This window comes from Corynebacterium sp. c7Ub_26, from assembly GCF_053760365.1.
Genome location: NZ_JBSNBL010000004.1, coordinates 48,551 through 73,208, shown reverse-complemented (window position 1 = coordinate 73,208; position 24,658 = coordinate 48,551). Strand labels below are relative to the sequence as shown.

The following is a 24,658-nucleotide window of genomic DNA, read 5'->3' as shown; positions in this document are numbered from 1 at the left end:
GGCGGTTACCCCAGCCCACGAATAACGGTGAAAATCCCAGCCACCCACAAAGCGAGAGGGATCGCCGCCGCCGTCATGATGGCTTCCATAATCTCAATCGCCTTCTGAATCGTGGGGTCCGTTACTCTCCATTGCGGCAGGACGGGAATAACTAACAGTAAGGCGAAAACAGACGTTCCGGCTGCTAGAGCCACCGTGTGCATCGTCCCGACGGGATAATCAGCCAAAAACAGAGTCAGTGACGTAATGGCGAGGCACGCGAGCGACGTTGCTCGAGCCAAAGCCTGAACTGAATATCGAGCTTGCAGACGCGCGCGAAGCCCCTCCGCGATGGCAATCACCAGGATGAGCGACGCTGTTCCCGCCGATGGAGATGACCACGCGAGGCATAGAGCAGAAAGAACGATGACGGCCGCGCAGCCTGTGGACATGCCCGTATGAATGGCATGCGCCAGGTGGACACGGTGTGGGCGATCGGGCAGAGGTGGGCTATCGGCCTCATCGAGCTCACTCCCCGTCGACGGGACAGGGTCCGGGCGAACCCCAGCGCACCGGAGTGCGAGCATCCCGGTCCACGAATGGATGAAAAGTGCGAGCAGCAGCCAGACACAAAACACGACTTGAGGGTTCACGAAGGAGAAGAAAGTTAGCCCCAGCGGGAGAACCATGATCCCGGAAAACATGAGGAGGGCGATGGCGGAAATGATGTCTGATGATTTATTAATCGCGCCTGGAATTCTCCCGATTGAATTGCCCACCACTGCTGCGGAATTTTTCTTATAAACGCTGAGATGGAAGTAGGTTACTGCTCCGCATACCAATGCTGTGCAGAGACAGCCGAGGGATACCGCCATCCAGGGAGATGACCAGCTCAGAGAGCCCAGCGCCCATGCAGCCGCCCACCACAATGCTGTTGACTCGAGGACGTAGGAACTATGCGGGGGAGAATTCCGAGCCCACAAGGATGCATATCGCCCGTCAGGTTGTGATGGATAGTTTGTATCCTTTTTTCCGTTCCCATTGATACCCGAGGGTTTTATTGTGTGGTGAGTCTTAATATAAGCAAGAAATACGCAAAAAGAAGAGGAGAGTAAAGCAACAGCGACGAGACACCACCACGGAAATAGTGATGAATAAGCGAAGAGAGATAAAAAGTACCCATGCCCATCCGGGGAGGCCAAGGGGGGATTATGTCGGGTGATCGACGTAATTTCGTCCCAGAGGCCCCAATTCTTGGAAATCACGTTGACCAGTTGGGGAATAAGTGACAATGCCACCAAGATCATAATCGTGATGGGTAAGATTCCGCGGTTAACGATGTGACCGAAAAAGTGGTTGTCGCCGGATTGAGATAGAGCTTCCGCTGTGGTGATGTGAATATCGTGGCCGGACCACGGACGCGTGGTTAGCAAGAGCGTATCGCCTGGTTGAACCCCATAATCCGCCAATGATGCGTCATACTGAATAGCTCGGCCATTACTGGTTATAAGCCTCCACGGTGTTGGTGGGGCAGTGGTATCAAGAACCTGTCGTTCCCGAAGAGAATCCACCAGGTCGCAGATTAATTCTGTGGCGGGCTGGTGGGTAAGCACCGTGACATCGAGACACTGTCGGTGGAGAGGTTCGTGGATATCGTCGTCGTTTAGAAGGTTACTGAATAAAGAGTTAGGCGCTGAAAAGTCAGTAGGGTAAATAGATAATTCACGGTCATCATTGCTCGCCGATTCATTTCTTTCACCGCTATCGTTTTGCTGAAAGCCTAAACTTGCGAATGATTCATCGGGCAGCTCAAGAATGATACGTATTCGTGTTCGCGTTAGATCAATCCGTGGGCTCGTCGTTAATTCGTTGTCTTCCCCCGCTTGATATGCGGTTGAACTGCGAAAATCGTGCGTGTTTGTGTATGGCATGTATCCCCCATTTCCCCCAAATGCTATGCCGGATAACAAGTTTCGCATATACTACCCACATTGCACAGCCTGAGGGGATCCATGCTGTGTATATCGTGATCAGCCGCAGGTGGCTAGGGGGCAGTCAGTGGGGAATTCATCCGGGCAGTCGGTGGTGCGTCGTTCACCTGAGCGTGCCGACGGGAAAGATGAATCTTCCACGGCGACGTCGATGCAGACAGTCGCTCCTTATGCCGACAGATGGTGCCCGGAGCTTCCAGAACCTCGTGAGATCCCTGTCGATCAGCCGCCCGAGGCCCCGCGTTCCCCTCAGCAGCCGCTTTTTCGTCGGCTTTTGCCTTTAGTGATGGTGGTTGCGGTGCTCGGGATGGTCGCCATCATGGTTGTTTCCGGAAACGCGGCCAACCCTATGACTTACCTTTTCCCGCTGATCATGGTTGCGTCCATGGTGGGGATGGTGACAGGGAATCAGGCTCAGTCTGTCGACGAGCGACGCCGCGTGTATCTGAGGCACATTGATCGATGTCGCCGAGAATCCAGGGAAGACGCTGAACAGCAGCGCTCCATGATGGAGGTTGTGGATCCCGATCCTCATGCCTTGATGCTTTTTGTGGGAAGTAACCGCATGTGGGAGCGGGGTCGGTACGACGACGATTTTGCCCATGTGCGCATCGGAACAGCGTCTCAACGTGCGCGAACCCACGTGAGTATTGGGGAAACCAATGCGGTGGAAGATATTGATCCGATTTGTGCCCTGGCCTTGCGCCGCGCGCTCAGAGAATCATTGGTGCTCTCAGATGTTCCTGTGTGCCTGGCACTGGGTGACTTTTCGACGGTGTACATCGGTGGAGCCGACGGGCGGAAAGTTGTTCGCTCTCTGCTGGCCCAGCTAATCACTCTGCATGGTCCGGAGGCTGTGCAGATTATGGTGTGCGGCCATCCGCGATCGTGGCCGTGGCTGCCATGGATTCCCCATTCGGACGGTCAGGAGGCGTTCTCCGATCCCGAGGAAGTCGTGAAGGCCTTGGATGAATTGTGGTCGGATATGTCTGGGGCCTCTGGCTCTCGAGATGACTCCGGGCCTCAAGTTCTTCTCATTATCGACGGTGCTGCGCCTCTCGCCGTTGCCCATCACCCAGCGGTGGCCAGCGTGATTGTCGTCGGCACGCCTGACGAGGATGTGATGTCGGAGACCCAGCGCCAGCAGCGTCGGCATGTGATGGACCAGTGGGAGGCTCACGCGGCAGACGAGGGCATCGCGCTTCGAGCCGATCATGGAATGATTTCTGCATTAACGACGTCGGGCCTGGATACATTTGCCCAGGCCGATACGCTTTCTGAGCAGGAACTTGATGTTCTCGCCCGCTCGATGGCACGGTACACGCGGCCGACAGATGCCGTGCTCGCTCAGCACTCCTCGGAAGGAATCGACGAAGTAGAACTTGTGCTCGGTGTGGCGACACCTCTTCTGGTCTCACCGTCGTCGGCATGGACTGAGAAGCGGGGAGCGGAGCGTCTTCGCATCCCATTGGGCCTCAACAGTGACGGAGACCCCTTCTACCTGGACATCAAAGAATCCGCCGAGGGAGGGTCGGGGCCTCACGGTTTATGCGTCGGCGCGACCGGCTCGGGCAAGAGCGAATTATTACGAACCTTGGTGCTTTCGCTTGTGGCGTCGCATTCACCTGAACAGCTCAACCTCGTTCTCGTTGATTTCAAAGGCGGCGCGACGTTCATAGGCATGGAACGGTTGCCCCATGTTGCAGCGGTGATCACGAACTTGGACGACGAATCCGCGCTTGTTGATCGTATGGAGGATGCCCTCCAGGGGGAGTTGACCCGGCGTCAAGAATTCCTTCGCGCGCACGGGGTGTCGTCCTCGGTGGAATACACCGATATGCGGCGTCAATGTGCTGGTCGCGGAACTGCCGATGACAGTGGTTATCCGCCTCTGCCGGCACTCGTCATCATTATTGATGAATTCTCGGAATTATTGAGTGCACATCCTGGTTTCATCGACACTTTTGTGGCGATTGGACGATTGGGGCGCTCTCTGGGGGTCCACCTTCTTTTAGCGACGCAGCGCCTGGAAGAAGGACGATTGCGGGGGCTCGATGCCCATCTGAGTTACCGCATCGGGCTTCGCACATTTTCTGCTGGGGAGTCGAGGATTGTTCTTGGCGTCAACGACGCCCACACTCTTCCCAAGGAACCCGGTTATGGTCTCGCGCGAGTGGGTGGAGATTCCATTACCGCATTTCGTGCCGCCTATCTGTCCCGACGCTGGAATGGTTCGGTTGCATCGGAGGCTGCTGGTTCCTCTGTTCCGGCGAAAGCGTCGCCACAGCCCTCAACGATTCTGCGCACTGCCATTGACAGATTGAGTATCGACGGACCCTGCGCATCGGAGGTGGCGCGCTTTGTACCTGCCCGAACGATATGGCTGTCGCCCTTACCTGACGTCTTAACCATGTCCGAATTGAATACTCGGACTCGTCGTCTCACACGTGACCACACCTGTTCCAACGAAGGTCTTCATATAACGATCGGCCTGATCGACGCACCACGGACTCAACGTCAAATCCCATGGACCATCGATCTGCGGGGATCAGCTGGGCACGTCGGCATTATTGGTGGCCCGCAGTCAGGAACAACAACCGCGGCGCGAAGTGTGGTCACGACGTTGGCGTTGTCCCGTACCAGTGATCAGGCACAGTTTTATGTCCTGGACATGGGCGGATCCGGCCTAGGAACTCTGGAACGATTGCCGCACACGGTCGCCGTGGTTCACCGGCATGAACAAGACCGCATCCTTCGGCTGGTCAATGAAGTCGCTGTGTTGGCCGAGGACCGTCGAGAGGAATGGCTCCGGCAGGGATGGTCCAGCGTCGATGCTGCCCGCGACCACGGGCTTAGCGACATTTTCGTGGTCATCGACGGGTGGCACGTCATAACGACAGATTTCCCAGACGTGGCCGATGCTCTCGGGCTCCTCATTGCAGACGGCCTCTCGGTAGGAATTCATGTCATTATTACGGCCAATAGATGGTCCGCACTGCGGCCCCAGATCCGTGACTTACTCGGAACGAAAATTGAATTATCGCTGGGGGACCCCCTGGAGTCACTGATCGATAGGAAACTATCTGAACGGATACCCAGCCATCCAGGTCGCGCAATTGTGAAATGGAAGGGGACCGGCCTTCATGCCTTGGTCGTTCACTCAACGAACCAAGATATTGCCGAGGTGACGCGCATAGCAGCGCAACGAGGAGATACTCGAGTTCCCGCGCTACGGGTTCTTCCGGACGTCCTCACCCGCGATGAACTCGACCCCGTTCTTCCTCCAGCGATCGCGATGGGCCGCGAGAGCGCGCGTCTATCAACGTGGTCGTGGTCGACGGTGGCAAACCCGGCGATGCTCATCGTCGGAAAAGGGGAGAGTGGACGAACAATGACGCTTCGCTCGCTCATCCACGGAATTACAAGCGCGTATAAGCCGAAAGGTTTTGGGAAGAAACCCGCGACGGATCAGGACGCGAAAGCCGATGGCTCTGCAGCTGATGCGCCAACCAAAGTTGATGAAACAAGCACGGATGATGTGCCAACCGCGGCCATCGTCGTCATTGATCCACGACGAACCTTGCTGGCAGAAGTCCCGAGCGATTATGACGCCGGATACGCCTCGACACCCTCCGCCGCAGACACTTTGATTGCCCAGCTGACCACCACCATGAACATGCGCTTACCTGGTGATTCCATCACTCCGCAGGAACTGAAGAACAGATCGTGGTGGTCCGGCCCAGAGATTTTTCTTCTTATCGACGATTACGACCTTCTCACGATTTCGCCATCCGTCATGAGTGGATTTGTCAGTGTGCTCCCGCATGCTCGCGATATCGGGGTGCATATTGTTGTGGCGCGACGGGCATCAGGAATGATGCGCGCAGCTCACGATCCTCTGCTCGCAGGAATGCGTGCCATCAACGGTGTAGTCGTGCTGCTCTCCGCGGATAAAGACGATGGCCCATTATTCGGGGTGCCATTACGGCCAGCTCTTCCAGGCCGCGCACACATCGTTGTCAACGGGACGACCAGCGAAATTCATTTCGCACGCGCGCAGCTTTCACCGGAGGACAGTGCTGAGGACGGGGACAAGAAATGTAGTCTTGCCGGCACTAATGCGGATGACACAAACGCGGCTGATACGGATGACGCCGATGCAGCCGAAACCACCACGGCAGACAGTAATAACACCGAACAGAAATAGCACCGAAAAATTAAACGGGGTTGAGACATAAGGGGGAACTACGTGACTGTGAGTACGACGACAAGGAACTACGCGCCACCAAGCTTTACGTCGACGATGCCTCCAGATAATCATCAGGCTCGTATAAAGAGACACACCGAGTCCAGCCGAGGCCAGAGCGTCCCGGACGTCGTGTCCATCGGGCGTAACAGCCGAACCGAACAACGCATTGTTTTGTGCCCGTCATGGTGGGGGCTACTTCGTCGGAAGCGGTGGGCTGATAACTACATCGACGATGATGCACAGCGATACCAACATCCGGATACTGATCCTTCCTTCGCACGCTCGGCGTTAACAGAGAACGCTCCAACCATTCTCCCGATGTCCGACGCGCTCTGTAGCATTGAGCCTGCTCTTCGCCCTATTTCGTTCGTCCTTCACATCGCAGGGCAATACGCGGGGCTGACAGCACTGACTCTTCCTGCCGACGAAGCAATGACCGACCTCGTCCCCATTGGCGACGGAAAGTCCTTCATGGACCCCCTGATCGCCGTCGTCAGTGCAGAAATCGAATCTGCCGTGGAGACCGGCCGAGTCCCGAGTTCGCGTGAACGAGACCTGATCGGACCCGAGGGCGTCGAAGTCCTTGTCGTTGCTACAGACAAGGCTACAGATAAGCCCGGTCGGGGCGCTGAACTTGTTGAATATGCCCTGGAGAAGCTGAATGAGGCGTCCATTCCGGCGATGCGAGTCGGCATCGAAGAGATAGAGATTTCGGCACGTATGGCCGGAGCCCTCTCGCGCGATTCACACAACGATGTTCGCCCTATGAGCAGCGAGGCGTATCGCGCCGGGAACGAAACGAATCGCAGCGGAGATGACACCGCGTTGCCCCGGGGAGGGCGAACCCAACAGAATCCTCCCACCAGGGTGCGGACGGATAAGGATGGTTCACCAAACCCCACAAAACGAAAGACAACCGACCTTCTTCCGCCGCGCCGGGATTATCGCCGTGGAGGTTTCCTACTCCGCCACCGCAATGCGCTCGCGGTCACCATGTGCACCCTTGTTCTCATAGGGACAGCTCTCGCCGTCACGCTGCGCAGCGGCGGAAATCATGAGCAAGCGAATCAAGCAGAGGCCAACTCTCAACACATTGATAGCGATGAACGGGCAGAGGGGAACGACGCAACCGGGGGCCAAACAGCACTATCCGCCACCCCAGCAAGTAGCGACCACCACGATCATCCAGGCGGAATCGTCGATAACGGAATTGTGCGGGCAGCCCTGACCTCTGGATGGATACGGTCTCACTCGTCGACGCCAGAGCGTCTTATTTTGGAAGACCCTGCGGATGAAGACATACGGATCCTGGTCTCAGGGCATCCCGTCCAACCAGACGTGACCGACGCACACCTCCGTGAACACGTCGAATCAATGGTCCAAACCCGTGCTGAGTTCTCCAACTACGCGCCCGAATCCGCGTGGCGGCAAGGTGCCGTGAGCTACGAAGAACGCCCAGAAGGCGGATCGGTGGTTCAGTGGACGACATTCTTGCAAGAAGGAAAACAAGTCAGCGTCGGATGCCAATGGAAAGGGGAGCTCACCGCGAAACGCACAGCGGCATGTTCGACCGCCGCGCGCAGTGCAGAAGTCATGCCCTCATGATGCGGAAATCCATGCCAGTAGGTGTATCTGCCCAGCATATGAGGTCAAGGCAGTTAATCGTAGGTGCGAAAAGGCACCCGCCGGAAAAAATATTAAATAGCTGGGAACCGATTGACGACTGATGAGTCTGTACTCATACACCGCCACAACACCACGGAAAAACTCGGGACTGTAACGAGGCTGTGGTGGGGCGGGATTCGATACCAACACATTTCACTAAGACGGGGGAACCAATGAGCGGGCTTTTTGCTACCGAACACGAACTGATGACCACGACGGCTGGAAAAGTGGATGCCGTCAATGACCAAGTCCAAGCAGAACTTCAACGCCTACAAGGCACTGTCGACGGCGTAGCGGGAGCGTGGAAAGGAAACGCCAGCGTCGCCTTCGGCGAACTCATGGCCCAATGGAACGACGCCGCGCTTCGGCTCCGTGAAGCACTGAGCTCCATATCAGACAACATTCGCGCGAACGCCTCAGCATTCGCCACCACCGAAGAACAGAACGCCGCATCATTCACCCAGCTAGGCGGCTTGTCTCTATAAAACCTTCGCGCCAGCACCCTGACCAACCACGAAAAGACATAGGAAAGAAAGAGAGCAGCACTATGAGCACCGACATGATCCACTACAGCTTCGGCGACATCGCAGCAGCCAGCGGAGACATCACCCAAACATCAGCACGTATCAACGGCTTACTCGATGAGCTCAAAAGCCAACTAGCGCCCATGGTCAGCACCTGGACCGGTGAATCTGCATCCGCATATCAGGCAGCCCAGCAACAATGGGACACCGCCGCAGCCGACCTCAACCAAATCCTCGCCACCATTGCGCGGGCAGTGGCAGACAGCAATGATTCCATGAGCGATATCAACCGCTCGGCTGCAGCATCCTGGAGTTAGCGTAAATCCCTTAGCGTAAATCCTAAGGACGCACAGGTGGGTTGATGAGGGGCAGCGTGGAAGTCGCCAATGGAGAAATTCACCAATTCATGCAGTGATTATTCATCATCACAGTTGAACTGCACGAAAACGGTAAATAAAATTCAAGGAATGAATTTTCTGCGTTCAGTGCGGTCCAGCTTCCCGCGCACAGCGACCCACCGTCGGTCAACGGCACCGGGACAATCAGCCGCGGGCACACAACGGCCCTACACGCTGGCCCGCACTGTCGCCACACTGGGAACGTGCGCAACCCTCGTCGGCGTCAGTGTTGCCGGATGTACCTACAACTCCGAAGGAGCAGGAACATCCGACGACCCCACCGAAACGATCTCAGTTCCTAAAGACGACGCCATCGCTAACTCCATACCCGCAGCGCTGAAACAAAAAGGCACTTTCACCGTGGGAACGTCGGCGGACTTCGCCCCACTCGAATTCATCGGAAACGATGGGAAAACCATCGAAGGCGCCGAAATCGACATGGCCAAAGCCGTAGGAGACCTCTTCGGGCTCACCACGCAATTCACCAACGCAAGCTTCGACAGCCTCGTGGCATCCGTCGGCACCAAATACGACGCAGGATTCTCGTCGTTCGATGTGAAACCCGAACGCCTCGAACACACCAACATGGTCACGTTGTATACATCGGGGACGAAATACTCCGTCCTCAAAGACAACCCACGGGACATCGACCCCAGCGACATTTGTGGTGACTCCGTCGCCGTCCTCACCGGGTCCGTCTACGAAGAAATGGCCAACGACAAGAACGACGAGTGCAAGCACAACGGCAAAAAGGGAGTCACGATCCAGTCGTACAAAAACTCCGCCGACGTCGCCACCGCCGTCGCTGGAGGGAAAGCCGACCTCTGGTTCTCCGACTCGCCCGTCGTCGACTATGCAGAGAAGCAATCCAAAGGGCGCGTCCAGCCGATCGGAAAGGTCGTCGACTCCACTCCTAAAGCCGCCATCGTCGCCAAGAATGACACCCAACTTGCCGACGCCATCCATGCCGCCATCCAAAAGCTCATCGACGACGGGACGATGAAGAAAATCCTGGCCAAATGGGGAACCGAAGATTCCTTCATTTCCGAATCGCAACTCAACCCCAAGCCAGATGATGACGCATAAACCCCAGCGCGACAGTCAACACGCCAGCCACCGCGCCACCATCGTTGCAGCACTAACGCTCGTTATCGCAGGAGTGCTATCCGGCTGCACATATAAATCCGAAGAAAGCCCAACCGGAAATAACGCAATAGCATCCACAATCGATGCCCTCACCACCAACGATGACATCGCGAAGACAGTGCCAGAGCCGATCAAGTCTCGCGGAACTCTCATCGTCGGGACCTCGGCCGACTATGCGCCCGCCGAATTCGTCGGCTCCGATGGCAAAACCCTCGAAGGATTCGAAATAGACCTCACGCGGGCACTCGCGCGCGTGATGGGGCTCCAAGCAGACATTCGCAACTCAACATTCGACAGCATCGTCCCGTCCGTCGGCACGAAATTCGACGCCGGAATCTCCGCATTCACCATCAATAAAGAGCGAATGAAACAAGTGAACATGGTCAGCTTGTATGACTCCGGGCGAGCATTCGGCGTCGCCAAAGGTAACCCCAAAAACGTTGACCCGGAGCATCTGTGCGGGCACTCCGTAGCAGTGCAAACAGGGTCCCTGCACGAAGAAGTTGTGACCGAAGAAGCATCCCACTGCGGAAGTGGCGAAAAGCTGACCATCCAAAGCTACAAAAACCAAACCGACGCGTCCACGGCAGTCGTGGGAAGAAAAGCCGACGTCGTGGTGGCAGATTCGCCGATAGTGTCCTACGCAGTGAACCAATCCCAAGGGCGCCTCGACACGGTCGGCAGCATTGTGAACCGGGCACCCAAGGCAGCGATCGTTTCGCAAAACAATCGCCCCCTGGCAGAAGCCATTCGAGCCGCCACACAAGAGCTCATTGATAATGGCACCATGAAAACAATCATGGATGCGTGGGCCAACAAGGGATCAGAAATCCCCGAAGCCCAAATAAACCCGCTCGTGTCCTCCTGACACTTTGACGACAGACCGACCGACCCAGAGGAACCCATTGCTACCGCTCAACCGCGAATTCTCCCACGTCGCCCGCTCCATGACCCGAGACCTCCTGGGATACATCAGCCACGACGACTTCATCAGCTTCGCCGGCGGAGCCCCGGACCCCACACTCCTGGACACATCGGGCATCACGGAATGCGTCCGAACGGTGCTAGACGACAGCGGGCCGGACGTCTTCCAATACTCCGTGACAGAAGGCGAACCCGAACTTCGGCAAGCAATGGCTCGGGAAATGCAACGTCGGCACCTGCCCGCCCGCGCGGACAACATCCTCATCTCCACCGGCAGCCAAGAAATACTGTTTTTACTCGCCCGCGTCATCATCAACCCAGGGGACACGGTCCTGGTCGAAGCCCCCACCTACCCCGCGGCCATCCAAGCATTCACCATGACCGGAGCGCGGGTCATCCCCGTGCCCTGCGACGATAACGGCATCATCCCCTCGGAACTCGAGCGCGCACTACGGGACTACGACCCCGTCATCACCTACCTCATCCCGGTCTTTCAAAACCCCACCGGCCGCTCAATGAGCGAGCGTCGGAAAGATGAAGTGCGGCGCGTTCTGGCAGATCACCGCAGTTTACTGGTTGAGGACGACGCGTATTCGCCCTTAGCCTTCGACGGGAACGCGCGCGAACCGCTCTCTCATACGTACGAGTCCGAATCCGGCGCGGTCTACTTGGCCAGCTTGTCGAAATTCCTGTCACCAGCGTTCCGCATCGGAGCCGCCCTGCTACCAAATTGGCTACTCCAACCAATGGTGGTTGCCAAACAAGTTTCGACGCTGCACGGGTCTGTGATTGACCAGCGCGCTGCCGCACTGTGGCTCGACAGGGTAGAACCGGACGGCGTCTCCTCCCGCGACCGCGCCTTGAACACGATGCGGTCAACCTACCAGGCACGATGCAATGCCCTGCGCACGGAATTACTCGATATCGTTCCCGACGGGACGCACATCACCGACCCCGATGGCGGCATGTTCGTGTGGATAGATTTCCCGGACGAATTACGTCCTCAGGTGAATACGCTGTCGCTCATCGACGACGCAATAGAACACGAGATCGCTTTCGTTCCGGGCACGGAATTTTTCCCACACGACTCTCAACCGACCTCGGTCTACCGAAACGTCGAAAGAAAAGACAGTACGACGATCAACGCGGACACGAAGCTGGAAGGGCAGCTCTCCATACGCTTTTCCTTCGCGGGGAATAGCATCCCGGTGATGAAGACGGGGATGGAGCGGTTTGCCACAGTGCTGCAGGAAGCTCTGCGTTAAGGGAGAGAAGGCACCCGCGAAGGGGAGAGCGGACTCGTCACATAACGAGCGTCGGCCAGCCCCGCATAACGCCCGGCCACGGATAACGCCCGCTCACTTGAACTGCCCACACCTATTCCGGTACTCTCAACTATCTGTGTGTCGAGTTGTCGATGTAGCGTTGATTCAGTGATAGGAACTACGATTTCCGCGCCGTTGACGCTGATACAACGCCACATTGGCAATGTGACACGAGTCGCGGGTCTCCACCGGCCGCCGCGGCAGCAGACTGACGGTAGTTAGCCTGTTCAATTTTGTGGCTGGCAGTTCCAGACAGACTTTCAAGGAGTCATGTTGTCTACTTTCCACCCGAAGAGCGGTGACATTACCCGTAAGTGGTACGTCATCGACGCCGCCGACGTGGTGCTCGGCCGCCTCGCTGTTGAGGCTGCTGACCTGCTGCGCGGCAAGCGTAAGCCGATTTTTGCGCCGAACGTTGACTGTGGCGACCACGTCATCATCATCAACGCCGATAAGGTTCGCGTTTCATCAAATAAGCGCGAGCGTGAGTTCCGTTACCGTCACTCCGGATACCCGGGTGGTCTGACCACCATGACCCTGGGTCGTTCGCTCGAGGTGCACCCGGAACGCGTCATCGAAGAAGCTATCGCCGGTATGATGCCGCACAACAAGCTTTCCCGCGCATCTATCAAGAAGCTTCACGTGTACGCAGGTAGCGAGCACCGTCACGCTGCCCAGAAGCCCGAGAACTACGAGATCAAGCAGGTGGCACAGTAGTGAGCGAGAACACCGAAAACCAGATTCAGGACGAGGCCAACGAGGCCGACTTCATCGCCGCTCAGGCAGCGAGCGAAGAGTTCGTTTCCACCATCGGCGATTCCGTCGCCACTGAGGTTGAAGAAGAAGCAGTTGTTGAGCCCGAGCAGCGCGACTTCCCGATCCAGACCGTGGGTCGTCGTAAGCGCGCCGTTGTTCGCGTCGTCATGACCGCCGGCTCCGGCGAGTTCACCTGTAACGGCCGCGCCCTGGAAGATTACTTCCCGAACAAGCTGCACCAGCAGCTCATCAAGGCTCCTCTCACCCTCATTGAGTGTGAGGGCCAGTTCGACATCAAGGCGAACCTCAAGGGCGGTGGCCCCTCGGGTCAGGCTGGCGCTTTCCGCCTGGCGATCGCCCGTGCGCTGAACGCCTACAACCCGGCTGACCGCAGCGCCCTCAAGAAGGCTGGCTTCCTCACCCGCGATGCTCGCGAGGTTGAGCGCAAGAAGGCTGGTCTGCACAAAGCTCGTCGCGCTCCGCAGTACTCCAAGCGTTAAATATCGCTTACCCGGCTTGTTCCGGGTTGCGTTGGACGCGCACAACCCCTTGTCCTGCCACTCAATTCGGCAGAGCAAGGGATTTTCCTATATCTATATCGACGACGACGTATGAACCCGACGGTGTATGCGCCGACGGGTTAATTAGAACGCTCAGTCGCCGCTACCGACCGTGCACTGGCTGGCGGGCTTCTTCCCCTTCGGGAATGCCTGTGTCAGCGCGTCGGCAAAACGTCGACCTTTTTCCTTGGCGCCCACGGTATTCGGATGGATCCCGTCGTCAATGAACCAGTCATCTTGCACTTCACCGGCCCAATCGTAAAGGCGCAGGTTGGGGTACTTCTTGCACATCTTCCGCAGCGCCTCGTCATAATGCTGCATACCGGAGTTAGAGTAGGCGGACTGGGCAGCGTTCACAGTCTTCACCGTCGGCCACAGCACGTGCTTCTCGTCCTTGACAATGTCCATAATCGTGCGGATACGGTCCTCTGCCGACGTCTGATTGCCAGCGGTGACGTTAGCGGCGTCGTTCGTCCCGATCGCCATCACCCAGCACGCGTCTTTGTAGTGGTGGCTCTCCATGTTGGTGACGACTTCCGTGGCGTTGGGATCATCTTTATACCGCTCGATGACAGCCCGCGCGCCCTTGATGTCCAGGTACACATCCTTCGCGCCCACACACTTGTATTGCGCGCCCACACGGTCCGTCGGATCCGGCAGGTAGTCGGGCGAATTAAGCGCGATAGAGGTGGAATCGCCAATATGGATCACCGTTGAGCAGTCAATTTCGGCGTTGGCATTTCGCCCTTGAGCAGTGTCTTTACCGTCTTTATCGCTTGCCGACGCTGCGTCGGGTTTGTCGGCACCGTTTCTCTGCTCATTACCGTTGTCTCCACCGACTTTGACCGCCCCATCGGTACCACTCCCGCCGATCGCTGCCATCGGGTCGTTGGACGAGGAGCCATTCGACCCGTCGGCAAGAGCTTTAGGCAATCCGGCGGCGAGAATCGCGAGAAGGATGACCGAGGCAACCCCGGTGAGGACCGGCGGCGTCCCCCGTCGGCGAGAGACTGCCGGGCTCGCTGCAGTGCCGGATGCGTTTTCCGACACGCAGCCTGACCACCACTTACGTGCCAGTGCAACAACCCCATGCCGGCGGATCGGGTCCTCGATCAAGGTCCAGGACACAGCAGCCAGAATGACAGATACCGCGGACAGCACGGGCCCTGCAATAATCAGGTGATTCTCGACGAACCCATCGGGCGCGAACACGATAACAGGCATGTGCCAGAGGTAGATCCCGTAGGAGCGCTCGCCCAGCCAGCGTAGAGGCGGAAGACCAACGATGCGGGTCATCCACGAGTGCTCGTCGGCAAGAGGGAGTAGAGCCGCCGCAGTGGCCAGGGCGAGAACGGCGAATCCCCCCTGGTAGAGCCATATGGCGTTATCGTCGGTACGAACCATCATGACAATGACGACGGCCAGACCGGCCAGCCCGACGAGGTCAAGGAGATGGCGGGCGAGTGCGTTGGAACGCCAGGCCCCTGAAGCTTGTGTGCTGTCGGATCCCGAAGCGTTGGAAGCGGCGACGCCGGGCTTCCACACGAAAGCTAGGGACGCGCCGATGAGCAGCCCTAATGCGCGAGTATCCGTTCCTTCGTACACGCGAGTGTGATCGACGCCGGGCTCGACCAAGTAGGCCATCCATGCGCCCGAAATAGCGGCAAGAATCAAGCACGTAACAGCAGCGAAACCGTGCGAATGCTTGCGCCGCTGCCACAGGAAAGTGATGGCGGTGAACACAAACGGCCACACGAGATAGAACTGCTCTTCCACCGCCAGTGACCACATGTGGCTGAGCGGTTGCGGCCCACCAAACATGTCGAAGTACGAATCACCTTCGACGATCTCGTACCAGTTGTTGTAATAGAACAGCGCGGAAAGAGCTTCCCAACCACGCTTCGCTAAATTCCCGTGGTCGAGGAACGCGGTGAGCATCATGACCGTAATCAAAACGGTGATGACCGCTGGTAACAGCCTGCGGAAACGTCGAAGCCAGAATTGGCCAAACTTGATACGACCATCACGGTCCCATTGCCTGACCAGGATCGACGTGATCAAATACCCCGACAGGGTGAAAAAGACGCCGACACCGAGTAGCCCTCCGTCGGAATACGGAACCGACAGGTGGTAGAGCAGAACAGCGATGACAGCGATGGCGCGGAGGCCGTCTAAACCAGGGAGATAGGTGGATTTTCCTACGGGGCGTGGCATACAACTTCCCGGTACGTCGATAAGTGAACAACAGGAGCAAAGGCAGATCCGCAACAGTACAGCGGCGCCGATGACATAGCGTATATCGTGGCGCGCGATAACGGGGAACTAGCTACATATCTAGTCACGGATATCGGGTCACCGGCTACATATTGGTAGTGGATCGACACCAAATCGGAATTGGGGGCCACTTATCCACAGTTTGCGGACGCACACGCAGTTATCCACAGCCTGTTTTGCACAGTGCGGTGTTATGGGGCCTGTCCTATTAGACTGTTGGCGCAGTTATAAAGCATCCCGGGCGTAAGCGCTCCAACTCGGGCTGCCGGATGGCGGTAGCTAGGCTTGTGAAGCGCACATACCGAAACGCCAATGCTGGACAGTGGGAAAGGGTAGACCAGATGGGACGACGTTACTTCGGCACTGATGGTGTTCGTGGTCTTGCAAATAAGACGTTAACTGCGCCGTTGGCAATGAAGTTGGGGTCCGCTGCGGCGAAGGTGCTGACCGCCAACCGGAAGGGTGGCCGTCGGCCTGTCGCTGTTGTGGGGCGTGACCCGCGTGTGTCGGGGGAGATGTTGTCTGCCGCGTTGTCGGCAGGGATGGCAAGCCAGGGTGTCGACGTCCTGCGCGTGGGCGTCATTCCAACCCCTGCTGTGGCGTTTCTGACCGATGATTATGGCGCTGACATGGGCGTTGTTATTTCCGCAAGCCATAACCCCATGCCGGATAACGGGATCAAGTTCTTCGCGGCTGGTGGTCTCAAACTTGACGACGCGGTCGAGGCGGAGATTGAAGCGACCATGTTGGAATTGTCCGAGACTGGTCCGACGGGGGCGGGGATTGGTCGTATTGTCGAGGAATCCCCCGACGCCTTGGAGCGCTATTTGTTCCACCTCGCGAGGGCTGTGCCGACGCCGTTGGATGGAATTCGTGTTGTGGTGGATTGCGCTAATGGTGCTGCGTCGACGGCTGCACCCATGGCGTATCAGGCTGCCGGTGCCGATGTTGTCCCGATTTTTAATAAACCCAACGCGTTCAATATCAATGAGAATTGCGGATCGACGCATATCGATGTTCTGCACCGCGCTGTGTTGGAACACCACGCTGACCTGGGCCTAGCACACGACGGCGATGCCGACCGTTGTTTGGCCGTTGATTCCGAAGGCAATGTTGTCGACGGCGACCAGATCATGGCGATCCTCGCGATCGCGATGAAAGAAGGCGGGGAGCTGAAGAAGTCGACACTCGTCGCAACGGTGATGTCGAATCTTGGCCTCAAACTTGCGATGAAAGAGCAGGGCATCGAGGTCCGGACGACGAAGGTCGGCGACCGCTATGTGCTCGCGGACCTGAATGCCGGTGATTACAGCCTGGGCGGCGAACAGTCCGGGCACATCGTCATCCCCGAGCACGGGACGACGGGGGACGGGACGCTCACCGGTCTGAGCGTGATGGCACGGATGGCTCAGACTGGGAAGACGCTGTCCGAATTGGCGTCGGTGATGAGGGTTCTCCCGCAGACGTTGATCAATGTGCCGGTCACCGACAAAGCGGCCATTACCAATGACGAGGCTGTTCGGACGGCGATCACTGAGGCCGAAGAGGAACTGGGCGAATCGGGGCGCGTGCTTTTGCGTCCGTCCGGCACGGAGGAACTTTTCCGCGTGATGGTGGAAGCTGGCGACGGTGCCACGGCGCGGAAAATCGCTGGTCGGTTGGCTGCCGTCGTCGCAAGTGTGTAGCTAGTGCATACGCTGCGACCGTGTGATCTATAGCACTATGTGCGGATGATGTGAGGGGTGGGCGATGTCGCAGCAGTCTGGCATAATTTTGCGGTGGGGATCATGGCATCAGCCATGAAATAATCGCTACGAATTTCAGGGGGGATGTAATGGGGGAGCTTGTTGTCTCTGCACCAGAGGCGTCCGCGCGCTCGTCGGTGTATGCGAGCGCGGGGCAGGATGTCGAATCAGTGATCGTTGGCTCGCCAGTGCCATTTATGCCCGTGCATACCGGTTTTTCGTGGGTGCAGGAGGGGCTGGCTATTGCGGGGGAGCTGGACCAACTCCGAGAGTTGTCCCGTCGGGCGTGTGAAGTTGCCGCTGCTCAGGGGCTATCGGCGGACAGTGTTGTCTCCCAGATTGTCGGGGCCGATGATGCCAGTACCGCCGCGTTCGCGAACCTGGAGCCCTCGGTGGCGTCGGTGGTGGTGCGATGAGCACCCTATCCCAGCAAATCGATTGTGCGGCAGAGTATTCGGCAGCAAGCCATGCTCTCATGTTGGGAGCCGCTTTTTCCGGAGTGTTGTATCACCCGGTGGTGTCTGGGAACCAATTAAAAATTGATGTCATGCGCGCGTCGGGCGTCGAGTGGGATCCTTTGCGGGAGAGCGCCGACACATTACGGCGCATGATCCCGTATTTCATGGCGGTGCGCAGCAGTGGTGGACGGGCATCTGATTCACTTGTCGACGTCGCCGAAGGATTGATTAGCGAGGCGGTGGACAAGGTCGGCGAGTGGCTCATTTCTCTTGCCGACGGCCACTCGGCCACAGCCGAATCCAGTGACGCGTGTGCGGATGCGCTGCAATCGGTGATGGAAGATACCGATTCGGCAATGGAGGACGTTGTCGATTTATTTACGACGGTGGTGGAGACGGGATTGCCCTTGATCTTGCCTTTGCCTTCGCCGGCGAAAAAGATCGCTATGCATGCGCTGACGCAGGTGGGGAACGCAGCGGGTTTGCTCCTTTTGAACCAGGTGAAGGCGCGTGATCGTGCGATCGGTGAAGCGTTGGGAACATTATCGACACATTGCTCGGAGCAGGTCAGCGTGTGTGGTGCATGCCCGGTCGAGCCGCCGAAACCTCTGCAGCACTGTGATGGTGTGACATCACGGGGTGGGGATGCGCTGCCGAGTGTTGTGCCGAGGAATGAATCGTCACCACTAGTAAGTGTTTGTCCTTCACCGTCGACGCCGGTCTCGCCGGGGACATCGACGCCACCATCCTCGTGTGAGCTGTCCACCGGGCGGGTGGAACCTTCGGACCGGTTGCACCCCGCGACTCAGGGGGAGCCTTCGATCGAGCGAGATTCCTCGGTTCCGTCGCAGCAGCCGTCCGCGAACCAGTCGCAGGCTGAGTCTGCGCAAAAAGTGACTCCGAAGCTGTCGGACGCTTCGTCGTCGGGACGAACATGTACGCAGATGGCCAGTGGTCTCACCATTGAAAGCACTCAAGGGACGGCTGACTGGAATCAAAAACCCCGGAGAGTTCTTTCCCTTCGGGTGGGGAGTCTGGCCGACTAGAAGGAACTAGAGGGCCTTCTTCTATTCGCATGGACGTCTCGGTGCAGCAGCCACTGGAGGCTGCCGCGGAAGAAGAAACGCACGTCGATCAGCCAGAGGAACCGGCGCCGGGCACTACAGCAGACGACACAACATCACACTTAGGCATCACCGTAGAGAAAGCAGGGGCATGGTGAGTAATACCGAGAATTACCGTGCGGCGTATCAGGCCATCGTGGACGCCCATCGGGCAGAAATGGATAAAAACCTCGCGGAGTTTCACCGTCAATACGGTGAACGGGTAAAGAAACTCGAGGAAATTATTCAGCAGGCCCAGAAGGCGGAAGGGGCCAGCAGCGCCATCAGCAAAGAAACCACGTTTGCGACCACGCGCAAAGGCCGGCATCAGGCTCCTGATGGCCACTCAACTTTCACGTTCGGGCGTACCACGACAACCAATGAAGATAGTGCTGACAACTCCCGTGGCTCGCAGACAGCCAACTCCCGTGGCTCTCATACGCAACGAACACAAGGCACTTCTCGCGGTGGGGGCATTCGGGCAATACGTAGCTGACGCACCCCTCGGCCGACATCGCCCGTGGCTGGCACAGCGTGTGGCCGCCCTGGCCGCCATCGCCCAGCCCCGCGCGCCTCAACTACAGCGCGTCGCGGAGCCGTTCCATCACATCGGCGTTCTCGGGGAGCTCTTTCGCAATGTCATCGCGATCCCAGAACTCAGTGCCCTTGAGGTCCTCATCAGACAGGACGCCGCTGTACTTCTTGTCGCCCTCCGCCGTCGCGCGAACAAAAGCGACAATCAGTCCGCGAAGTGCCGCACGCTGCGAAAAGCCGGGCGACCCCAGCCCCAGCACCATATTCTTCACAACCTTTTCCGACATCACCGACTGCGACGCCTTATTCACGCGTCGGTAATAGGAATCGCCCTTCCACTTTGCAGCAATGCGGAGGGACTCGTCGCCAACAAGAACAGAATCCTGGCCAGGGGCCAAAATAAGGCCGGGAACCTCAATATTGGAAGCAGCGTCCGACGCCCGTGGAGACGTGCTGCGCGGGAAAACTGCAGCTACACCGGTCAAACCCTTCGGGCCCGGGGTAGCGGACGCGGTCACCGATCCGGACCCCACCGAGACCGAACGTGCGGACACCTCGGAATCCGAGGACGACGAGGAACCCCACTCACCGGCAGCGGCAAGAACAGCAGCACTCGTGCCGAAACCATGCCCCGCCAGCACAAGTTTCTCCGGATGAACGGTGATAGAACCCTGGCCCATCTGGACGCCCGAGATCACAGACATGCAGGTCATCAGGTCATTGGCGAAGGCACCGGGGTTCGGCTTGAAACCAGTTTCGGAATCCGGCGCAGCGACGGCAATACCCCAACTCGCCAAATGGCGAAGAGTGCCGTGATAAGCAGAAATATCGGTCATCCAGTCATGACCGAAGACGACACCGGGGACGTTATTCCCGTCGGCGGGGAGATAAACCTTGCCGGGAATCCCGACATAATCGAGGTCTCCCACTAAAACCCGGTGTGGGCCACGTTTATCAAGATGAGCTACGAGCGATGAAAGTTTGTCAGCCACAAGAAAACAGTAACCGACGGGCGGGGTAAACGTCGAGATGACACCACATATCGACCGGAATGGGGTGGATGAAGCAGCCCGTATCGACAAAAATTAGTATCATCGTGCCCATGTGTGGAATTGTCGGTTACGTTGGCCGTAAACAGGCCCTCAACATCGCCCTTGCGGCTCTTGAGCGGATGGAATACCGGGGGTATGACTCCGCGGGGATCGCTGTCCTCGACGGCCGGGGCGCCATCAACATAGAGAAAAAAGCAGGAAAGCTGGATAACCTGCGCAACGCTATCGACCACATCGGTACGGATCACCTCACCGGCACCACAGAAATTGGGCACACCCGCTGGGCAACGCACGGCCAGCCCAACGATGTTAATGCTCACCCGCACCTGTCCTACGACGGCAAAGTCGCCATCGTCCACAACGGCATCATTGAAAACTTCGCCGCCCTCAGGGAAGAAGTTGAAAACACGGGTATTGAACTGAAGTCCGAAACCGACTCGGAAGTTGCAGCCCACCTGGTTGCTTTGGAATACAACCAAGGCCAGAACAAGGGGGATTTTGACGCCTCTGTCCTGGCAGTATTGCGTCGGCTAGAAGGGGCTTTCAGCCTATTATTCACACACGCTGACTACCCGGATCGCATTATTGCTGCCCGACGGTCGTCGCCGTTGATTATTGGCATCGGCCAGGACGAAATGTTCTTGGGTTCCGACGTTGCCGCGTTCATTGAGTACACGAACAAGGCGGTGGAGATCGGGCAGGACACTGCGGTGACCATCACGAAAGATGGCTACACCCTCACGGACTTTTTTGGTAACCAGCAAGAAGGCAAGCCCTTCACCATTGACTGGGATCTGGCGGCCGCTGAAAAGGGCGGCTATGACTCCTTCATGGAGAAGGAGATCAATGAGCAGCCTTCCGCTATCCGCGACACACTCGCGGGACACTTGCAAGATGGGCGGATTGTTCTCGACGAGCAGCGGTTGTCCGAGGATGAGCTCCGTGAAGTGCAGAAAGTGTTCGTTGTTGCTTGTGGGTCTGCGTACCACTCCGGGCTGCTGGCGAAATATGCCATTGAGCACTGGGTTCGCATCCCCGTCGAGATCGAGGTAGCTAGCGAGTTCCGTTACCGCGACCCCGTGCTTGATTCCCGGACGCTGGTGGTTGCGGTATCCCAGTCGGGTGAAACCGCGGACACCTTAGAGGCCGTCCGTCACGCGAAAATGCAGAACGCCCGCGTGCTGGCTGTGTGTAACACGAACGGTGCGCAGATCCCGCGCGAAGCCGACGCCGTGTTATACACCCACGCCGGACCCGAGATCGGTGTGGCGTCGACAAAGGCCTTCTTGGCGCAAATCGCGGCGAACTACATTGTGGGCTTGGCCCTGGCACAGGCTCGTGGCACGAAGTACCCCGACGAGGTCACCGCCATCTACCAGGAGCTCGAACAGATTCCGGAGAAAATTCAGCAGGTCCTGGACCAGGAAGAACACATCACGAACATTGCCCGAGAGATGGGCGCGATACGGACGATGCTGTTCCTTGGCCGGCACGTTGGCTTCCCCGTGTCTCTGGAGGGGGCGTTGAAGCTCAAGGAGCTGGCATATATTCATGCCGAAGGGTTCCCGGCTGGTGAGTTGAAGCACGGGCCGATCGCCTTGATCGAAGACGATCTCCCGGTGACAGTGGTGGTGCCGAGCCCGCGTGGCAGGGACGTGCTGCACTCGAAGATCGTGTCCAACATTCAGGAAATCCGCGCGCGCGGTGCAAAAACCATCGTTATTGCGGAGGAAGGCGATGACGCCGTGAAGCCTTTCGCGAACTACCTGATCGAGATCCCGCAGACATCAACACTCCTGCAGCCCCTGTTGTCGACGGTTCCTCTGCAGTTCTTGGCGGCTCAGATCGCCCGCGAGTGTGGGAACGAGGACATCGACAAGCCACGCAACTTGGCGAAGTCGGTGACCGTCGAATAAGCACGTGAGCACGGTATTCGGAGTACGGTGGACGATGTTGACGATTGATTGATTCGCCATTGGTCCACCGGCTTTGTAGGCCGTATGAAGGCTGCGCAAGCCGTCTAAGGAGTGCATCGTGTTCCACCCCCTTCTCCCCGTCGAAGCAATTCGAGCTGCGGAGGAGGGGGTGATTGCGTCCAATTCGTTCCCCGATGAAACGATGCAGAAAGCGGCCACGGCAGTGGCAGATACCGTGCAGTGGCTCTCGACTGTGCCGGGAGTGCCCGGCAATGATCGGGTAACGGGTCCAGATGATAAAGGTGCGCATGGCCTGTCCGGGCTGCCCCAGGAGAAAGCGCTTACTCCGGCGGTGATTATTGTCGCAGATAGCGGCGGTAATGGGGGCGACGCGCTCTACGCCGGAGCTGTGCTTGTTCAGCGAGGGTGGCACGCGGTGGCCGTGTGCGTGGGATCCTCCGTTCATGAGCGGGCGCGCCGGGCGTTTGAGAAGTCGGGCGGGGTTGTCGTCGGAAAGAGCGAGGAGGCTGCGGAGTCCGACCTCAGTCCTGAGGAGTTAGCGCAGTACCGCGCCCGCTTTTCGTCGTGTTTTCTTATTGATGGTGTGATGGGGATTGGTGGTCATGGGCCTCTCCGTGACGAGCCGGCCAAGTGGATCGCCGCGGCCGCGGACGCGGAGATTCCGGTGGTGGCAGTGGATATTCCGTCCGGGATCGATGCGGATACCGGGATTGCCCACACCCCACATGTGGTGGCTGCAGCGACCGTGACTTTTGGTGCTTTTCGACGTGCCCACGCCATGAATTCCGATTGCGGGGTTGTTCTTCAGGCGGGTTGTGGGTTGCGCGATGCCTGCCGCAGCGAGTGTGAGAAGCGCGAGGCGGATGGCGAGCTGGTTGCCTCTGGCGTGAGGGCGGTGACGCCGCCGGATATTCGGCAGATCGCTGTGCCGGATGGGATGGTGACGTTAGCGCCTGATGTGGCGAAGGTTCGCGGGAAGGACGCTCGCGGAGAAGCACCCGGAGTGGCGCCGTCGGCGGTGTGGCCGGCGATGACGTTGGAACCAGGGGCGCATGATGACAAGTACACCGGTGGGGTAGTGGGCGTTCGGGCCGGATCCCCCGAGTACCCGGGCGCTGCTGTGTTGTGCACGACGGCCGCGGTTCGCGCCACGAGCGCCATGGTTCGGTTTGCTGGCAAGAGCCGCGATGCGGTCGTTGCTGCCCATCCCGAGATCGTGGCCGCTGACGATATCGCCTCGTCAGGGCGGATTCAGGCGTGGGTCGTTGGCCCCGGCGGTGGCGTCGAGAGAAATTACGATGACCTCCACGGTCTTCTGTGTGGCTCAGAGACTTCAGGGGCATGCCCCATTCTTATCGATGCCGACGGGTTGACGGCTCTGTGCCAATCGGACGGAAGCGAATCGGGGTCCGAAGCGTTCCCACTGATCAGCGCGGTAAAAAACTACGATGGTGCCGTTATTTTGACTCCGCACCAGGGTGAGTTTCGACGTGTCGTGAAGGCTGTTTTGGCGGAGCTGTCGGTAGACCTTTCCTCTGAGGAACGCGAGGCCTTGACGGACGTTCTTACCCCAGACAGCGACTATCCGCGAATCCCCGCGGTGTCGGCGGTCGCGAGGGCGTTGCACTGTGTGGTGCTGCTTAAAGGGCGATCCACGGTGGTCGCGGCTCCGGCGGACTCATCGTCTAACACTCCGGCGGATGCGTCGTCGCAGGTAAAAGTGTGTGTTGTCGATGCCGGGTGTTCGTGGGCAGCGACGCCAGGCTCCGGCGATGTCTTGTCGGGTCTCGCTGGGGCTTTGGTTGCAGAGAGCGTTGGCCACGCCGGTCCCGATGCCGAGTTGCCGTTGTCCGCCGTCATGGAGACTGTCGTTCGTGCCGCGGTCATTCATGCGTCGGCGGCTGATATCGCAGCAGAGACCGAAGATGGATATGCGCCGACGTCGGCGTCGGTCATTGCGGAGGCAATTCCGCGTGCACGCGCGCGCCTTCAGATGTAGGCCGCTCAATCCCCGTTGTCGCTGGTTATAGACTGTTTT

General features: G+C 58.2%; 19 protein-coding genes. 16 read left to right on the top strand and 3 right to left on the bottom strand.

Translation table 11 applies throughout. The features are described from left to right. Window positions 1-5 precede the first annotated feature (5 nt). Window positions 6-1,910, bottom strand: coding sequence for an EsaB/YukD family protein (locus ACWORE_RS07725; protein ID WP_455303426.1), 1,905 nt, complete (start codon window positions 1,908-1,910; stop codon window positions 6-8). Window positions 1,911-2,037: 127 nt separating this feature from the next. Between ACWORE_RS07725 and eccCa the strand changes: the two genes are divergently transcribed. From eccCa to rpsI, 9 genes are all read left to right on the top strand, one after another. Beyond that, the gene (gene eccCa / locus ACWORE_RS07720) at window positions 2,038-6,177 is read left to right on the top strand and encodes a type VII secretion protein EccCa (RefSeq protein WP_455303425.1); all 4,140 of its coding nucleotides are present in this window, start codon (window positions 2,038-2,040) and stop codon (window positions 6,175-6,177) included. 42 nt (window positions 6,178-6,219) lie between these two features. After that, window positions 6,220-7,824, top strand: a complete 1,605-nt coding sequence (locus ACWORE_RS07715; RefSeq protein ID WP_455303424.1) for a type VII secretion-associated protein — start codon at window positions 6,220-6,222, stop codon at window positions 7,822-7,824. A 233-nt stretch (window positions 7,825-8,057) separates the two neighbouring features. Further along, window positions 8,058-8,369: a WXG100 family type VII secretion target gene (locus ACWORE_RS07710; RefSeq protein WP_012732365.1), complete on the top strand. Its 312-nt coding sequence runs from the start codon at window positions 8,058-8,060 to the stop codon at window positions 8,367-8,369. A 62-nt stretch (window positions 8,370-8,431) separates the two neighbouring features. Beyond that, complete coding sequence (locus tag ACWORE_RS07705) at window positions 8,432-8,725, top strand: WXG100 family type VII secretion target (protein WP_406605070.1); 294 nt, start codon at window positions 8,432-8,434, stop codon at window positions 8,723-8,725. Between the two features lie 150 nt (window positions 8,726-8,875). Beyond that, window positions 8,876-9,892 carry an ABC transporter substrate-binding protein gene (locus ACWORE_RS07700; protein ID WP_296137878.1) on the top strand — a complete coding sequence of 339 codons (1,017 nt, stop codon included), beginning with the start codon at window positions 8,876-8,878 and terminating at the stop codon, window positions 9,890-9,892. After that, window positions 9,879-10,820: an ABC transporter substrate-binding protein gene (locus ACWORE_RS07695; RefSeq protein ID WP_296137879.1), complete on the top strand. Its 942-nt coding sequence runs from the start codon at window positions 9,879-9,881 to the stop codon at window positions 10,818-10,820. The genes ACWORE_RS07700 and ACWORE_RS07695 overlap by 14 nt, the downstream gene beginning before the upstream one ends. Window positions 10,821-10,857: 37 nt before the next feature. Then, window positions 10,858-12,141 carry an aminotransferase-like domain-containing protein gene (locus ACWORE_RS07690; protein ID WP_406605068.1) on the top strand — a complete coding sequence of 428 codons (1,284 nt, stop codon included), beginning with the start codon at window positions 10,858-10,860 and terminating at the stop codon, window positions 12,139-12,141. Window positions 12,142-12,474: 333 nt separating this feature from the next. Then, window positions 12,475-12,918: a 50S ribosomal protein L13 gene (gene rplM, locus ACWORE_RS07685; RefSeq protein ID WP_296138014.1), complete on the top strand. Its 444-nt coding sequence runs from the start codon at window positions 12,475-12,477 to the stop codon at window positions 12,916-12,918. Next, window positions 12,918-13,457: a 30S ribosomal protein S9 gene (gene rpsI, locus ACWORE_RS07680; protein WP_455303422.1), complete on the top strand. Its 540-nt coding sequence runs from the start codon at window positions 12,918-12,920 to the stop codon at window positions 13,455-13,457. Before rplM ends, rpsI begins: the two co-directional genes overlap by 1 nt. Window positions 13,458-13,610: 153 nt before the next feature. On the opposite strand, the gene ACWORE_RS07675 is transcribed toward rpsI, so the two are convergent. Continuing rightward, window positions 13,611-15,731, bottom strand: coding sequence for an acyltransferase family protein (locus ACWORE_RS07675; RefSeq protein WP_455303420.1), 2,121 nt, complete (start codon window positions 15,729-15,731; stop codon window positions 13,611-13,613). 401 nt (window positions 15,732-16,132) lie between these two features. On the opposite strand from ACWORE_RS07675, the gene glmM reads away from it, so the two are divergent. From glmM to ACWORE_RS07650, 5 genes are all read left to right on the top strand, one after another. Beyond that, entirely contained in the window at window positions 16,133-17,476 is a 1,344-nt protein-coding gene (gene glmM, locus ACWORE_RS07670; RefSeq protein WP_455303419.1) for a phosphoglucosamine mutase, read from the top strand. Window positions 17,477-17,625: 149 nt separating this feature from the next. Then, window positions 17,626-17,952, top strand: a complete 327-nt coding sequence (locus ACWORE_RS07665; protein ID WP_296137891.1) for a hypothetical protein — start codon at window positions 17,626-17,628, stop codon at window positions 17,950-17,952. Next, entirely contained in the window at window positions 17,949-19,040 is a 1,092-nt protein-coding gene (locus ACWORE_RS07660) for a hypothetical protein (RefSeq protein ID WP_455303417.1), read from the top strand. The genes ACWORE_RS07665 and ACWORE_RS07660 overlap by 4 nt, the downstream gene beginning before the upstream one ends. Before the next feature lie 29 nt (window positions 19,041-19,069). Further along, on the top strand, window positions 19,070-19,216 hold the full coding sequence (locus tag ACWORE_RS07655) for a hypothetical protein (protein WP_455303415.1): 147 nt from the start codon (window positions 19,070-19,072) through the stop codon (window positions 19,214-19,216). Continuing rightward, entirely contained in the window at window positions 19,210-19,593 is a 384-nt protein-coding gene (locus ACWORE_RS07650) for a hypothetical protein (RefSeq protein WP_455303413.1), read from the top strand. The genes ACWORE_RS07655 and ACWORE_RS07650 overlap by 7 nt, the downstream gene beginning before the upstream one ends. An 82-nt stretch (window positions 19,594-19,675) precedes the next feature. Here ACWORE_RS07650 and ACWORE_RS07645 read toward each other — a convergent pair whose 3' ends face one another. Beyond that, on the bottom strand, window positions 19,676-20,623 hold the full coding sequence (locus ACWORE_RS07645) for a dienelactone hydrolase family protein (protein WP_455303411.1): 948 nt from the start codon (window positions 20,621-20,623) through the stop codon (window positions 19,676-19,678). A 110-nt stretch (window positions 20,624-20,733) separates the two neighbouring features. On the opposite strand from ACWORE_RS07645, the gene glmS reads away from it, so the two are divergent. Together glmS and ACWORE_RS07635 are read left to right on the top strand one after the other, a co-directional pair. Continuing rightward, window positions 20,734-22,599 (top strand): glutamine--fructose-6-phosphate transaminase (isomerizing), encoded by a 1,866-nt coding sequence (gene glmS / locus ACWORE_RS07640; protein WP_455303410.1) that lies wholly within the window; start codon window positions 20,734-20,736, stop codon window positions 22,597-22,599. A 118-nt stretch (window positions 22,600-22,717) separates the two neighbouring features. Beyond that, window positions 22,718-24,619 (top strand): bifunctional ADP-dependent NAD(P)H-hydrate dehydratase/NAD(P)H-hydrate epimerase, encoded by a 1,902-nt coding sequence (locus ACWORE_RS07635; protein WP_455303409.1) that lies wholly within the window; start codon window positions 22,718-22,720, stop codon window positions 24,617-24,619. The last annotated feature ends 39 nt before the right edge of the window (window positions 24,620-24,658 follow it).

Excerpts from the sequence above, each read along its gene's own strand:
- ACWORE_RS07710 (WP_012732365.1), top strand. The coding sequence starts at position 8,058 with ATGAGCGGGCTTTTTGCTACCGAACACGAACTGATGACCACGACGGCT.
- ACWORE_RS07660 (WP_455303417.1), top strand. The coding sequence starts at position 17,949 with ATGAGCACCCTATCCCAGCAAATCGATTGTGCGGCAGAGTATTCGGCA.
- ACWORE_RS07665 (WP_296137891.1), top strand. The coding sequence starts at position 17,626 with ATGGGGGAGCTTGTTGTCTCTGCACCAGAGGCGTCCGCGCGCTCGTCG.
- ACWORE_RS07705 (WP_406605070.1), top strand. The coding sequence starts at position 8,432 with ATGAGCACCGACATGATCCACTACAGCTTCGGCGACATCGCAGCAGCC.
- glmS (WP_455303410.1), top strand. The coding sequence starts at position 20,734 with ATGTGTGGAATTGTCGGTTACGTTGGCCGTAAACAGGCCCTCAACATC.
- ACWORE_RS07695 (WP_296137879.1), top strand. The coding sequence starts at position 9,879 with ATGATGACGCATAAACCCCAGCGCGACAGTCAACACGCCAGCCACCGC.
- ACWORE_RS07650 (WP_455303413.1), top strand. The coding sequence starts at position 19,210 with ATGGTGAGTAATACCGAGAATTACCGTGCGGCGTATCAGGCCATCGTG.
- ACWORE_RS07700 (WP_296137878.1), top strand. The coding sequence starts at position 8,876 with ATGAATTTTCTGCGTTCAGTGCGGTCCAGCTTCCCGCGCACAGCGACC.
- ACWORE_RS07675 (WP_455303420.1), bottom strand. The coding sequence starts at position 15,731 with ATGCCACGCCCCGTAGGAAAATCCACCTATCTCCCTGGTTTAGACGGC.
- glmM (WP_455303419.1), top strand. The coding sequence starts at position 16,133 with ATGGGACGACGTTACTTCGGCACTGATGGTGTTCGTGGTCTTGCAAAT.
- ACWORE_RS07725 (WP_455303426.1), bottom strand. The coding sequence starts at position 1,910 with ATGCCATACACAAACACGCACGATTTTCGCAGTTCAACCGCATATCAA.
- ACWORE_RS07655 (WP_455303415.1), top strand. The coding sequence starts at position 19,070 with ATGGACGTCTCGGTGCAGCAGCCACTGGAGGCTGCCGCGGAAGAAGAA.